Below are 14,718 nucleotides of genomic sequence, written 5' to 3'. Positions count from 1 at the left end.
ATGAAAAAGTTGAATAGGCAAACAGTGCCCGATATCCCAATAAAACCAGTCAGGATAGTACAATTTGGTGAAGGAAATTTTTTAAGAGGCTTTGTGGACTGGATGGTCGATATCTTGAACGAACAGACCGACTTTGATGGAGATATTCAGATTGTTCAACCCTTAAAAGAAGGGATGGGAGATTTGATCAACGAGCAAGACGGTCTTTATCACGTATTGCTTGAAGGGCTTGAAAAAGGAAAAAAGATACAACGCACCAGATTGATTACGACTGTAAGGGGGGTACTTAATCCTTATGAAGATTATGATGTATTTCTGAAATTGGCCGAGAATCCAGATCTCCAGTTTATCATTTCGAATACAACAGAAGCAGGTATAAGCTTTGATGAAAACGATGAAACTGTTAATGCTATAATGCATACCTCGTTTCCTGCTAAACTAACAGCACTATTGTACCGTAGATATCAACACTTCAATGGTTGCTCTTCTGCAGGTTTGTCCATAATTCCTTGCGAATTGATTGAAAAAAACGGTGATAAACTAAAGGAATACGTTTTAAAATATGTAGAATTTTGGACACTTTCTGAGAGTTTTAGACATTGGATAGTAGAAGAGATTATATTTTTTAACTCATTGGTCGATAGGATTGTACCAGGATTTCCAAGAGATTCAATAGATACTGTTCAGAGAAGTTTGTCGTTTAAAGATGAGTTGGTCGTTAAGGCGGAACCGTTCCATCTTTGGGTAATCGAGGGGCCTAGTAATATCAAGGAAAAGCTGCCCTTTTCAGATGCTGGTTTGAACGTAATCGTTACCAATGATTTGAGCCCATACCGTACAAGAAAAGTACGCATTCTTAATGGTGCCCATACCGCAATGGTGCCCATAGCGTATCTACATGGATTTAAAGAAGTAAGAGAAGCCGTTGAGGATGAAAAAATAGGATTATTCATAAAAGAAGTCATTTTTGACGAAATAATACCTACCCTAGATATGCCCAAAACCGAACTGGAGTCTTACGCTCATGAAGTTTTGGAGCGGTTTCGCAACCCTTTTATAAAGCATAAATTGATGGATATTTCATTAAACTCTGTATCCAAGTTTAAGGTGAGGGTTCTTCCAAGTTTGTTGGATTATATCGTTAAGTATGAAAAGGCACCGCCAAAGCTTGTTATCGCTTTAGCTTATTTGCTCAGGTTTTACAAAGGCAAGTTTAAATCGAACAATATCGAACTTCGAGATGATTCTCAAGTCATCGAATTTTTTAGGGCTATTTGGAAAGAAACCGATTTGGAAAGAATTACAACTAAGATTCTGTCAAATAAAGCGTTATGGGACGTTGATTTAAAAAACCATACAAATTTAAAGCAAGCCTTAACAACAGAATTGATGCGCATTTCAAAACAGTAGCATTCAGTTTTCATCATAGCCTAACAATCACAGAATCATCCTAGAGGATGTACTTTTCAACAAATGTTTATCTTTTGGAAATTCAACGTTTCTATACAAATAACTATTTTTCATACTGTAATGCTATGGTAATAAAATTAACTTGATGGTAAAATTATTGATGGTCAATGTGTTGCTATATTTGATGTCTATAAAAGGATTTAGCCCATGAGGGTTACTCACTTACACTATTCAATTACCTCAACCATTTCGCCTTAACAAGTCTTGCGTTCATTTCGGCAATATTGGTAATGGAGATACTTTCTGGGCATTCTACCTCACATGCACCGGTAAACGTACAACTGCCAAACCCTTCTTGTTCCATTTGCCAGGTCATTTCCATAACGCGTTTGTCGGCTTCTTGGTGTCCCTGGGGTAAATTGTTCAAGTGATTTATTTTAGCGGCCGTAAAGAGTGCGGCCGATGCGTTTTTACAAGTGGCTACACATGCTCCACATCCAATACAGGCAGCGGCATCCATTGCTTTATCTGCTATTTCTTTCCCAACAAGTATGGCATTGGCCTCTGCTGCTGTTCCTGTTTTTGCGCTAATATATCCGCCGTGTTCAATAATTCTGTCAAAAGCAGAACGGTCAACGACCAAGTCCTTGATTATCGGAAATGATTTTGCCCTCCATGGTTCTACCACAATGGTCCCACCGTCTTTAAAACTGCGCATGTGCAATTGGCATGTGGTCATATTAGCATGTGGACCATGAGCTCTTCCGTTAATAAATACCCCACACTGTCCGCAGATACCCTCTCGGCAATCGTATTCATAGGCGATGACTTTTTCATCACGTTGTACTAGGAGTTCGTTAAGGTGGTCCAAGGCTTCCAAAAAAGACATGTCTTCGGTTAGTCCGTCAACATCATACGATTTAAAATCCCCTGATGTGTTGCTATTCTCCTGTCGCCAGATTTTAAAAGTTATCTTCATAATTCTTCATTTAAATTGGAGTATGTCACTTCAAATCTCCGATAGGTTATTTATAACTTCTTACGGTAGGTTCCACATTTTCATATTTCAAGACTTCTTTATGGAGCTTAAAACCATCTTTACTATAAGACCAAGCTGATACAAATGAATAATCATTGTCCATTCGAAGTGCTTCGCCTTCACTTGTTTGGTATTCTTCCCTAAAGTGGGCCCCACAAGACTCTTCACGCTGCAATGCATCGGTGCACATCAAAAGCCCTAATTCTATGAAATCTGCCAAACGGAGTGCTTTTTCCAGCTCAGTGTTCATTTCTTTATCGCTACCAGTAACTTTTACGTCTGTCCAGAATTCACTTCGGATTTTTTCAATCTGTAGAATCGCTTTTTCAAGTCCTTTTTTGTTTCTGCTCATGGCGCACTCCTGCCACATAATTTTACCCAGTTCACGATGAAAATGGTCCACGGTTTTTCTACCTTTTATTGCGAGTAATTTATAGATATGATGTTGCACCTCATTTTCGACCTGCTCAAATTCTGGGTGTTCTACTGTAGGAGGCTCTTCTTTTAAAGCATTTGCCAAATAATTGTTGATGGTATTGGGCAGTACAAAATAGCCATCAATACTGGCTTGAAGCAATGAATTTGCTCCAAGACGATTTGCCCCATGATCTGAAAAATTACATTCACCAATGGCGTATAGACCAGGCACAGTTGTCATTAACTCATAATCGACCCAAAGTCCGCCCATAGAGAAATGTGCGGCAGGGGAAATCTGCATAGGTTCTTTATACGCATCTACACCCGTTATTTTTTTATACATTTTAAAAAGATTTCCATATCGATCTTTGATGATGCCCATCCCAAAGCGTTCGATAGCGTGTTTGAAATCTAGATAGACGGCATTTTTTAATCGCCCTACACCATAACCGGCATCAATTCGTTCTTTAGCTGCCCGTGAGGCGATATCTCGCGGTGCCAAATTTCCAAAACTGGGGTAACGTCGTTCTAAATAATAGTCCCGTTCCTCTTCGGGAATACTATTGGCTTTACGATCATCATCCTTCTTTTTGGGTACCCAGATTCGCCCATCGTTTCTAAGAGATTCTGACATTAAGGTAAGTTTTGACTGAGCCTTACTTGTCTGGGGCAGGGCAGTAGGGTGGATTTGCGTAAAACTAGGTGCTGCAAAATAGGCTCCGCGCTTATGGGCTTTCCAGATTGCACTTCCGTTGCAGCCAATAGCTAAAGTAGAGAGGCGAAAAACGCGTGAGTAACCCCCTGTTGCCAATACTACGGCATGAGCTGAAAAACGCTTTAATTGTCCCGTCACTAAATCTCTTGCAATAATACCTTTGGCTTTTCCATCAATGACAACTAAATCCAACATCTCATGACGGGGAAACATCGTAACTTTTTTTGCATGTTTCATTTTGTACAGTTGCGAATAGGCAGCCAAAAGCAATTGTTGTCCCGTTTGTCCGCGAGCATAAAAAGTACGTTGCACCTGTACACCACCAAAACTACGGTTGACAAGAACTCCACCATATTCCCGGGCAAAAGGAACTCCCTGTTGTACATAATGGTCTATCAATGGGGCCGATAGTTCTGCCAAGCGGTAGACATTTGCTTCTCGCGATCTAAAATCCCCTCCTTTTAGGGTGTCGTAGAACATCCGCCAGACACTGTCACCATCGTGTTGGTAGTTTTTTGCTGCATTTATGCCCCCTTGTGCTGCTACGGAATGTGCCCTGCGTGCCGAGTCTTGGTAGCAAAAGCACTGTACATCATACCCTAATTCTGCCAAAGTTGCCGCTGCTCCGGCTCCTGCCAAACCAGAACCTACTACAATTACATTTAGCTTCTTTTTATTGGCGGGATTGATCAGTTGTGACTTTATTTGATAGTTACGCCACTTATTTTCTAGAGGCCCTTCAGGAATTTTTGAGTTGAGCATCTTGCTAATTATTTAAAGAATACAATAAAGGGTATTATACCAAATCCTATTGCCATAATCCCAGCATAAAACAACGAGACTTTTGCCAATACTCTAAGCCCTTTTTTGTGGTAAAAACCCAAAGTTTTAAAAGCGCTTTTTAATCCATGGTTAAGGTGCAAGCCCAAGGGAATCATTAAAAGGGTGTAGAACAGTACAAAATATATATTTTGAAAAAGACTATAGGTAACCTCATAAACATCAACATGTCCATTGGTATCAAGAGCAACTACATCACCCATGCCCAGTTTAATGCGCGCCCAAAAATTTGCCAAGTGTACAACAAGGAACAACAGAACAAGAATACCGATTAACCCCATGTTTTGTGAAGTCCAGCTACTATTTTCTTTGGTATGGTTCATCAAATAGCGTTGAGGTTTTGCCTTTTTGTTTTTTATGGTTACGATCAGGGCGTAGATAATGTGAAGTACAATGGACAAATACAGTACATATGCAATTACCTTGATCAATGGGCTTTCCCGCAAAGCTGTGGAATACGAATTGTACAAACTGCGTGCTGTTTCTTCAGGTAACATCAAAATACAATTTGCAGATAGGTGGACTATCAAAAAGATACATAGGAAAAGACCAGTAAGCGCAATAATTGTCTTTCTAAAAAACATGGATTTTTTAATTTGTCCGGTATAGATCATTATTGGATACTCTGGAACCATACGATTGAACTTCCGTCTTTAAAATTTCAAAACCGGCGGGGTATATCCAATACACAGTTGTATATTATGAATTCTCTTCATGTAGAATAAGCAATGGAACTGGACTGTTGAATGTCTGTTTTAACGTAACGCTTTCATCTAACAAACGCTCCATAAAACCTTTTTTCGCCCGCACCATACACAAAAGACCTGCAAAATCCTTCATCAAGTAATCATTTAAATCCTTGTTGGTATCCCCCGTACCAAAAGCATAATCTATAGATGGGTTCAAATCTGCTATATGACCCAACGGGACATCAAGATCAGTCGACCTTTTATCGGCTACATGTAGGACCTTGACCTTGCTTTGATGTGCTTTTACAAGGTGTTTTAAAGGGGCAACCGTAGTGTTTGAAAACGGGTCGTTACCAATAGCAAAAACAATTTCATCTAAAGGGCGATAGGTATAATCATCAGGAACTACTATTACCGGAGCGGATGTTCTGGAGATAACACCACCGGCAACACTTCCCATAAAAACTTCTTTAAGTCCACTGGCGCCTTTAGTGCCCATGACAATAAAATCAAAATCACCACTATTGCCAAGTGCAACTATTGCCGAGACTGTTTGTTTTTTGATGATTTTTGGTTTTAGGGTAACATCAGGATGTTTATGCTGTACTTTCTGCATGAGTTCATCCATTTTGTTCTGAGCGTCCTTTTCAAGTACGCCATCAATATTTTTCATTAGTAAAGCTGCACTAGATCGTGTATCGTAACTATGCAACACTAGGATTTCCGAAGAAGAAGCACCAAAAAGTTGAATGGCATATAAGAGCGCATTGGCCGAAGTTTCGGAAAAGTCAACGGGAACGAGAATTTTATTCATCACGATGTTATTTAAACTTTAATTCTATAAACATAATCACCAAATCTTTAGACAAACTTTAGAAAAGGGAAAACCAAATAGTTTTTACATCAATTTTTTTTCGATAAATCTGATAAAGTTTTGTCCTGTGTACCAATGATTTGATCTTATAAAAATCAATAACTCGTACTGTACATTTTTGGAATCCAAATGGGCCAGAGCATTCTTAAGTTTCTCTAAAGAATTACATAATATTTTTAGTGTCAATAAGGAATATCCTAGATTTTGATACAGTTCAGGATTGGTAAACGAACACTTTTACAAATTAATAGTTGTACTGCACAAATATGATTTGAGAAAATATAAAACTAAGAACTCTTAACTCTAGAATACATGAAACTGCTTGAAAAGATTTTATTAGCGCATGATTTCAGTGCTTCTTCAAAACATGTGGAGGAAACGGCCATTAAATTGGGCAGGGTGTTTCATTCAAAAATAATCCCTATACATGTGCTTCCAGATGACATCGTAAATGAAAAAGTAAGAACACAGATTACCAAGGTGGCAGAAGGAAAACTAAGGGATGTTGTGACACGCCTAAAAGAAGCCAATGTACATGTTGAAAATCCCATTTTGGAATATGGGTCACCACACGATGGTATTGTAAGGGCCGGTATCCGTGTAAATGCCAATATGATATTAAGTGGTTCTGGCGAAAGTCTACAGGGAGGTAGTGTTCATTTAGGCACTACTACCGAACGTATTATCCAAAAAAGTAATAAAGCGGTATTTGTCGCCAAAGCTGGTGTGCCGCTCAATGTGCATCATATACTCTGTCCCGTGGATTTTTCTGAAGCATCGGAACGAGCTTTAAAAAATGCGATTATCATGACCCGTAGATTTAGGGCAGAACTTACAATTTTAAGCGTCTGTGAAGTTCAAAGTCTATCGTGGTTCGCTTCGGAAAAAGATAAAGAAGAAGAGAATAACAGTCGGTTGGAGCAGCACAAGGTAAAGTTTGATGAATTCCTGAAAAAATTTAATCTCTCCGATTTAAACTGGACCAAAGAGACTCCCAAAGGCAATCCCGCCGAAGAAATCCGTAGTGCAATATCGAGGAAAATGATTGACCTGCTTGTTATGGGAACGGTTGGCAGGTCTGGATTGAACCGCTTGATCATTGGAAGTGTTACCGAAAAAGTAATTCGAGAAGTTCCCTGTTCTTTCCTCACACTGAAATCTGAAGATGTCATAAGATTGCAGTTGGACACCGATATCAAAGATTTAGAAGAATTATACGAGCATGCCCAAGATTTAATGAAAGATGGGTTTCATCAAGAGGCCATTGGTCAATTTGAAGCTTGCCTAAGTATTAATAATATGCACGTGCCCGCCTATTTGGGCATTGCAAAGGTTCACGATAAAATGAAAAATCCGGCGAAGGCGGAAGAATTTCGCAAGTTGGGCAGAGAGATTAAAAATCGCATGTGGTATGCAAAAGTTGAAGAAGAAGTACGAAAACTTAGGGGTAGTTGACGACATCCAAAAAAAGTATGAGTAAAGCCAAAGGAAGAGTAATTAGCGTAAATGAATCGCTAGTAGGTGCCAAAAACACCGAAGGAGCGGTAATCAATGGAGAAGTTGCCTATATCATTTTAGAAGATGGTAAAAGACTGAAATCGGAAGTCATCGACGTAAAACAAGGTGGCGTGGTATACCTACAGGTCTTTGAAGATACGGGATGGATGAAAATTGGAGATCTGGTGGAATTTACCGGACTGCCACTTGCCGTAAAACTAGGTCCGGGAATACTGGGCTCGGTAACGGACGGACTCCAAAACCCACTTTATGAGCTAGCCAAAATAGAATGGTTTCTAGAAAGGGGACTTGAGGTAAGCCCGCTTGACAATACCCAAAAATGGCATTTTACGCCAACGGTTCAAAAGGATGATGTAGTAACAGGAAGTTCTGTATTGGGGCATGTACCCGAAAAACTCTTTCAGCATAAGATTTTTGTGCCTTTTTCTGTACAAGGTGAATACACCATAGAAAGCATTGCGCAAGAAGGCGGCTATACCATAGATGAAACCATCGCTGTTATTAAAGATGGTTCGGGAAATACCCAAGAACTACAAATGGCATTCGATTGGCCAGTGAAAAAACCCATGCCGTTTCATGAGCGTTCTGTTCCAGAAAAGCCCATGCCAACGGGTATACGCATTCTTGATGCTCTTTTTCCCATTGCCTTTGGCGGCACGGCATGCAATCCTGGTCCGTTTGGAGCAGGGAAGACGGTATTGCAGCATAGTTTGGCCCGTCATTCACAAGCAGATGTGGTAATTATTGCTGCCTGTGGTGAAAGGGCGGGAGAGGCCGTTGAGGTCTTTAAGGACTTTCCAGAACTTATTGATCCACGTACCGGAAAATCATTGATGGACCGTACATTTATTGTGGGTAACACTTCCTCTATGCCCGTTGCAGCTAGGGAAGCATCGGTATATATGGCGACTACGGTAGGTGAGTATTACCGAAAACAAGGATTGAACGTGCTTATTCTGGCTGATTCTACATCGCGCTGGGCGCAGGCACTAAGGGAAACATCGGGAAGAAAAGAAGAGATTCCCGGACCCGAAGCTTTCCCGATGTATATTTCAACCTTGATATCGGCTTTTTACGATAGGGCAGGGATTGAAAAATTGCCTGATGAAAGTACAGGTTCATTAAGTATTATTGGAACTGTTTCCCCAGCAGGTGGAAATTTTGACGAACCTGTCACACAAGCTACATTACTGAGTACAGGGGCATTCTGGGGGCTTTCGAGAGCCTTGTCCGATGCCCGTAAATACCCAGCTATAGACCGAATCGACAGTACTTCCAAATACCCTTCGCTCTTACAGAAAGAAGAAGTGCTCTATCTTCTAGAATTATTGCGTGACGGTAAGACCATCGCATCCAATATCCTTTTAATGGGCGAAAAGGGGATAACCGACGAATCCTACATACGATATCAAAAATCGGAATTATTGGATTCTGTATTTCTACAACAGAACAGTTTCGATGAGGTTGATGGTGTAACCAATCCGGAACGGTTGCGCTTGATGTTCAACATGGTAAAAGAAATCATCGACGCACCTGTCACCATCCAAGGGAAAGAAGGGATTCGTTCCCACTTTAACTTTATGAGGCAAGCCTTTTTGGATTGGAACTATACGCAGTTAAAAGATGAAAAATTTGAGAAACAAAAATCAAAACTATTGAAATTGGTAAAACAAATGGGGTATGCTGAGGAAAACGTATGAGAATATAGATAGTATAGGGAGGGCTATTCTTAGCATAAAGGCAAGCGGGGTGCACAACAAAGAATTGGCCGAGGTCATTTATCCCACTGGAGAAAAAGCCTTTGCCCAAGTGATCGCTCTGGATGGAGAACAAGTTACCCTGCAATTGTTTGGAGGAGGTTTTGGGGTCTCTACAGATTGTAAAATCCGTTTTTTGGGAAAACCTGTGCAAGTTGGTTTTTCAGATGATATGTTGGGCAGGGTTTATTCGGGCAATGGACAGCCCATAGATGGAGGGCCAGAACTTATGGCAGACCAGATTCGAATAGCAGGTCCCTCGATCAATCCCGTAAAACGATTGATACCTAAAAATATGATACGTACCGGTGTACCCATGATCGATGTGTTCAACACCTTGGTGCGTTCCCAAAAGATACCCATTTTTGCCAAGGCCGGCGAGCCGTACAACCAACTGCTTGCCAATATAGCCACGCAGACCGATGCCGATGTCATTATCATTGGTGGTGTAGGCCTTAAGTATGATGAGTACCACTATTTTAGACAGCGTATTGAAGATGCGGGCAGTAAAAACAAAACTGTCATGTTCGTACATACCCATAGGGATTCTATTGTGGAGGGACTCATGGTTCCCGATTTGGCCCTCGCAGTCGGGGAACAATTTGCTTTACAGGGTAAAAACGTGTTCGTTTTGTTATCGGATATGACACAATGGTCCGATTATCTACGTCAGGTAGCAAATGCCCAAGATCAAATTCCTGCCAATCAAGGTTATCCGGGCGATTTATACTCACAATTGGCAAGTCGCTACGAAAAAGCGGCCGATATTGATGGTGCCGGAAGTTTAACAATTCTAGGGGTGACAACCATGGATGACGTTACGCATCCTGTTCCAGATAATACAGGATATATTACCGAAGGTCAGTTCTATATGAAGGATGGCTATCTGGAACTGTTCGGTTCGCTGAGCCGTCTAAAGCAACAAGTAAACGACAAGACCCGGTCCGATCATAGGAACATTATGAATGCTATGGCGCGATTACTTTCAGAATCTGAGGAACGGGTGAAGGCACAGAAATTTGGATCGGTCAAGGACGATTATTCCCTTAGGCTTTTGGATTATCGAAAGACTTTTCAGCAGGAACTGATGGACCCCTTCCGCTTTCTTGAACTGGAAGACGCCCTTGACTTGTGTTGGGATATTTTATCGAACCATTTCAAAAGAGAAGAAGTGGGCCTTTCTTCAGAATTAATCGATGCGTATTGGCCTGAAAAAGGGAAGTACAAAATTTTAAAAAACAGTACCCATGAGTGAAAAAACTTTGGATAGTTTGATCGCAACCTTAAAGACCGAGGCCATTGAAGGTGCGGAAAAGGAATCTGACGCTATACTAAAGGCGGCACAAAACGAGGCCAAACGAATAGTGGAAGAAGCTGAGGAAAAGCAGAAACAAATACTAAGCAATGCCCAGAAAGAAGCAGATGCTACGCTGAGCAAGGGCGAAAGTGCACTAAGACAAGCAGCGCGCGATGTTACCGTCTCTTTGCAGAATGACTTGATACAATTGTTGAAAGCAGTATTGGAAAGAGACGTTGCGACAAATTTTACGCCAGATGTATTGGGAGCTGCTGTGGTCAAAGTTATCGAAAACATTGGTGATGAAGTGGCATTGGAACTTTCCCCTGACCTTGAGGTAAAGTTAGCTGACTACATTCAACAGCGCTTGCAAAAAACCGATACGTTAGCTGGGATAACTACAAACAGTACGTTATCGAAAAGCCTGAATATTACCAAAAAAGACCAAGGTTGGAACTACCATATTTCTCCTGAGGCGGTAACAGAACTGTTGGGAATGCATTTAAGCGACAAGTGGATGAAAATCCTAAAAAGCGAAATTGAAAAATGATTAGCGGAGACCTGGAATATGTATTGGTAAGTCTGCCCCATCTGTCTTTTGAAGATAGTATGGAAACACGTTCTAGGGTTTCTTTTCTTTTAAAGAAATATGCCCATCCCTCAACATCAGAAAAAAGTCTGATTACTATTTTGGAAGAAGAGGCTGGTAAATTTCTGAATCCAGAAGCATCGCGATTGTTTCGTGAAATTGATTTGGGCACTATTCACTCAAATATATTCCAAGAGAGTAAGAATAAAGTCTTGGCTGGTTTTTCGGAATTCATGTACGAACTCAAAAAAGAACTCGAACAACTTCGGATATCGCGCCGAAAAGAAGACAGTGAATCTTTTGACAAAAAACAACGGTTGCCCTTCACACCAGGCAATCCCTTGGAGGAAGAACTACAGCTTTTACAACTACAATGGAACAAGTTGGAATCACTGTCCCAAGGTCATTATTCCAATTTTACGGCACTGATCACCTATAAACTAAAGTTGATGCTATTGCTGCGGTGGTGGAGTTTTGATATGGAAAAAGGCTTTGACCTATTCGAAACAACGACAAAAAAAGATTGATTATGGCAGATAAGATCTTAATGAACAAGAACACCTTGGCTGCCTTAAAAGTAGAGTTGAGAGAATATATAACCGCACTGCCCGTCTTTGAAATGAAAGAGCAGCAATTAAAGGAAGTGGTACAGGGTATTGAAAATAACATTGCACGACTTAAAGTTGCCGTCGCCGAAATCAATAGCGAAACCAAAAAATGGATTGCCGTAATGGCAGAGGAGACCATAGACCTATCCACTATTGTTAAGGTGAAACACTTGAACACCACAAAACGAGAAATTGCCGGTGTGCCTATTGAATCTTTCGATAGTATTGTTTTTGAGGAAATGGAAGTCGATTTAATGAACACACCACTTTGGGTAGATTCGGCAATAGCTGCAGTGAAGACCCAAAAAACCAATCGTAGTATGATGGAAATGGAGCAAAAAAATCTTGAGCTCTTACAAGAGGAACTTGCAGAGGCCCGTCGTATGAAAAATGCTTTGAAAGAAGTGTTTATTCCAGAGACCAAGAACAACATCCGAAAAATCGAGATTTACTTGGGAGATGTAGAACGATTGGCCATTGGATGTGCAAAATTGGTAAAAAAGAAGAAGCAAGATAAATCGAAGGTGGCATGATCGTTAGGATGAAGGAAATAGTACTCTTTACCACTTCTCGTACTGTAGACGAAACAGTACAACGGTTGGGGGAGCTCGGAGTTGTCGATATTAAGGAAATCAAACAACCTGAGGGGAAAATCATGGAAAAGCGTGCTGAAGCTGTGGTCCGTACCAAAAAAGCTATAGCTATCCTTCAAAATTTCAAAAACAAGAAAAATAAATCTACAGCTGGGACAAACCTTAACCTAGATGACCCAAAACGCTTGGTAGAACGTGTGTTACGAACTACTGAAATCAGGAAAAGCTGCCAAAAGAAACTGGACACACTTACTGAACAATTATCTTTTTATCAAACTTGGGGAGAAAACACCAACCTAGAAGATTTTGGTTTTTTGAGAGGCAAAGGAATCTACCTTCGTTTGTATTTGGTCGATAAACCCCAAGTACAGCCACTTTCTAAAAAATACACCTTGGTTTCTTTTCCTGGACATGAGGGAAAAGTGCCTATTGCCCTGATTTCGCAATCCGAAGCTGAAAAACTAAAAGGTAAGGAAGAACAGTTGCCAGAACTACGGTTTGAAGAAATTCAAAAACAGATTAAAAGGAAACAACGACAACTTATTGAAATCGAGGTCTTCTTAAAAGATAAGGTAGGGTATTTAGAAGCATTGGAAGACTATTGGACGATTTTAAAAGACCAACTTGGTATACAGCATACTTTGGAAAGTATGGGTGATGTTGGAGGGAAACTCAAATATCTCAAAGGTTATATCCCAAAAGATACTGTCAATCAATTCAAGAAAGCTGCGCAACAACAAAATTGGGGCTATGCCATTTCAGAACCTGAAAAACCCGAAGATGTACCTGTTTACATCAAAAATCCCAAATGGATAGAAATGATCAACCCGGTAATGAAATTCATTGATATCGTACCTGGATACAAAGAGGTTGACGTATCTATTTATTTTTTGGTGGCCTTTGCCCTGTTTTTTGCAATGTTGGTAGGTGATGCGGGTTACGGGGCCATTTTTTTATTGATAGCGCTTTTGCTACGAAAAAAAATCCCGGGACAGGCGCGTTTATTAATTTATGTACTGAGTGGGGCAACTATTATTTGGGGAGTGTTGAGCGGTACGTATTTTGGGTCGGAACAAATAGCTGCCATTCCTTTTCTCAATAATCTTATCATTCCCAATATTGCCAGTTTTGGCGTGGACAATATATCTTTTATGATGCATTTGTCCTTTCTTATAGGAGCTGTACACCTTACCATTGCCCACCTTGTTCGGTGCGCTCAGTTCATCAATTCGATTAAGGCTTTGAGCGAAGTGGGTTGGATAGCCCTGGTTTGGGGATTGTTCTTGATTACCGAGCAATTAGTGTTGGGCAAGACCATGCCAGATTGGGGCATGTGGCTCTTTATCGCAGGTGCTTTATTGGTAATGCTGTTTTCGGTAGAAAGCAAAAGCTTTTTGAAAAGTATGCTGGTATCTATGGCAAATCTGCCCTTAAGTCTTATAAGCGGTTTCTCTGATATAGTTTCCTATGTTCGACTTTTTGCAGTAGGTATGGCCACTGCAGCAGTAGCGGCAAGCTTTAACGGTATGATACTTCCTGAAGGAATCTCAAGTTTGGGTATTGTTGAACTAATTGTGGCAGCAATAGCGCTGGCCCTTGGGCACGGCTTGAACATTGCTTTGGCTCTAATGGCGGTGATGGTGCATGGTATACGATTGAATATGCTTGAATTTGCTGGGCACTTGGGCGTTCAATTTTCAGGTGAAGCTTATAAACCTTTTAAACTACTTTCTAGTGAAGTTGGAGGGGAAAACGAACATTCAAAAACAATTACAACAGGATAAAATATAATACTTAAAAACAGAACATGATGATAGATATGGCATTGTTTGCAACAACGGTAAAAGGATTGGGAGACATGGGGATGTCTTTGGGAATTGCTTCCATAGGTTCGGCCGTAGGAACTGGAATAGCTGGTATGGCAGCAATTGGAGCTTGGAAAAAAATGATAACCAGTGGACAGAAAGCAGCCACGGCACTACTTATTTTTGTTGGTGCGCCACTCTCGCAGGTCATTTATGGAATGATATTGAAAAATGCCATAGCGGATGCCGATTTAAGCCCTGACTCCTATGTTTGGCAAATCATCATTGGTCTTATTGCTGGAGCCGCAATGGCAGGGTCTGCCATTTTTCAAGGTAAAGTGGGGGCACGAGCTTGTGATGCCATAGCCTCTGGAGCAAATGATACGGCTAAGTATATCATGATTATCGGTATTGTAGAAACCGTCGCCCTTTTTGTCATGATATTTACAATGACCGGATTGCCCACGGGATAATACTTCTAAAGACTTTTAACGGATTTTTATGATTTAAATGGGGAAATGTCATGTTTTTGACCATATATGCCCCCTATTTTTAATGTAAATCCTC

At 40.7% G+C, this 14,718-nt stretch carries 13 protein-coding genes; 9 read left to right on the top strand and 4 right to left on the bottom strand.

All coding sequences use genetic code 11. The features are described 5' to 3' along the window. On the top strand, positions 1–1,410 hold the full coding sequence (locus tag KIM67_RS09380) for a tagaturonate reductase (RefSeq protein WP_213831073.1): 1,410 nt from the start codon (positions 1–3) through the stop codon (positions 1,408–1,410). 235 nt (positions 1,411–1,645) lie between these two features. Here the strand turns inward: KIM67_RS09380 and KIM67_RS09375 are convergent, their stop codons facing one another. From KIM67_RS09375 to KIM67_RS09360, 4 genes are all read right to left on the bottom strand, one after another. Then, positions 1,646–2,389: a succinate dehydrogenase/fumarate reductase iron-sulfur subunit gene (locus KIM67_RS09375; protein WP_213831072.1), complete on the bottom strand. Its 744-nt coding sequence runs from the start codon at positions 2,387–2,389 to the stop codon at positions 1,646–1,648. A gap of 46 nt (positions 2,390–2,435) precedes the next feature. Next, positions 2,436–4,343 carry a fumarate reductase/succinate dehydrogenase flavoprotein subunit gene (locus KIM67_RS09370; protein ID WP_213831071.1) on the bottom strand — a complete coding sequence of 636 codons (1,908 nt, stop codon included), beginning with the start codon at positions 4,341–4,343 and terminating at the stop codon, positions 2,436–2,438. An 8-nt stretch (positions 4,344–4,351) separates the two neighbouring features. After that, positions 4,352–5,005 carry a succinate dehydrogenase cytochrome b subunit gene (locus tag KIM67_RS09365; RefSeq protein WP_250149217.1) on the bottom strand — a complete coding sequence of 218 codons (654 nt, stop codon included), beginning with the start codon at positions 5,003–5,005 and terminating at the stop codon, positions 4,352–4,354. Between the two features lie 115 nt (positions 5,006–5,120). After that, positions 5,121–5,924: a universal stress protein gene (locus KIM67_RS09360; RefSeq protein WP_213831070.1), complete on the bottom strand. Its 804-nt coding sequence runs from the start codon at positions 5,922–5,924 to the stop codon at positions 5,121–5,123. 372 nt (positions 5,925–6,296) lie between these two features. Here KIM67_RS09360 and KIM67_RS09355 point away from each other — a divergent pair, with 372 nt between their 5' ends. The 8 genes from KIM67_RS09355 to KIM67_RS09320 are packed head-to-tail and all read left to right on the top strand — an operon-like array spanning position 6,297 to position 14,624. Next, the gene (locus KIM67_RS09355; protein ID WP_213831069.1) at positions 6,297–7,439 is read left to right on the top strand and encodes a universal stress protein; all 1,143 of its coding nucleotides are present in this window, start codon (positions 6,297–6,299) and stop codon (positions 7,437–7,439) included. A 17-nt stretch (positions 7,440–7,456) separates the two neighbouring features. After that, positions 7,457–9,202: a V-type ATP synthase subunit A gene (locus KIM67_RS09350; RefSeq protein ID WP_213831068.1), complete on the top strand. Its 1,746-nt coding sequence runs from the start codon at positions 7,457–7,459 to the stop codon at positions 9,200–9,202. Further along, the gene (locus KIM67_RS09345) at positions 9,183–10,514 is read left to right on the top strand and encodes a V-type ATP synthase subunit B (protein ID WP_213831067.1); all 1,332 of its coding nucleotides are present in this window, start codon (positions 9,183–9,185) and stop codon (positions 10,512–10,514) included. The genes KIM67_RS09350 and KIM67_RS09345 overlap by 20 nt, the downstream gene beginning before the upstream one ends. Continuing rightward, positions 10,507–11,106 (top strand): hypothetical protein, encoded by a 600-nt coding sequence (locus KIM67_RS09340; RefSeq protein ID WP_213831066.1) that lies wholly within the window; start codon positions 10,507–10,509, stop codon positions 11,104–11,106. The genes KIM67_RS09345 and KIM67_RS09340 overlap by 8 nt, the downstream gene beginning before the upstream one ends. Next, positions 11,103–11,672 carry a DUF2764 family protein gene (locus tag KIM67_RS09335; protein ID WP_213831065.1) on the top strand — a complete coding sequence of 190 codons (570 nt, stop codon included), beginning with the start codon at positions 11,103–11,105 and terminating at the stop codon, positions 11,670–11,672. The genes KIM67_RS09340 and KIM67_RS09335 overlap by 4 nt, the downstream gene beginning before the upstream one ends. Before the next feature lie 2 nt (positions 11,673–11,674). Further along, positions 11,675–12,286, top strand: a complete 612-nt coding sequence (locus KIM67_RS09330) for a V-type ATP synthase subunit D (RefSeq protein ID WP_213831064.1) — start codon at positions 11,675–11,677, stop codon at positions 12,284–12,286. An 8-nt stretch (positions 12,287–12,294) separates the two neighbouring features. Continuing rightward, complete coding sequence (locus KIM67_RS09325; RefSeq protein ID WP_213831063.1) at positions 12,295–14,130, top strand: V-type ATP synthase subunit I; 1,836 nt, start codon at positions 12,295–12,297, stop codon at positions 14,128–14,130. 23 nt (positions 14,131–14,153) lie between these two features. Then, entirely contained in the window at positions 14,154–14,624 is a 471-nt protein-coding gene (locus KIM67_RS09320; protein ID WP_205600148.1) for a hypothetical protein, read from the top strand. Positions 14,625–14,718 lie beyond the last annotated feature (94 nt).

Source organism: Flagellimonas sp. 389 (genome assembly GCF_018449435.1).
GTDB lineage: Bacteria > Bacteroidota > Bacteroidia > Flavobacteriales > Flavobacteriaceae > Flagellimonas.
Note: the sequence above shows the minus strand (reverse complement) of the source record. Positions and strands in the feature narration are given on the sequence as shown.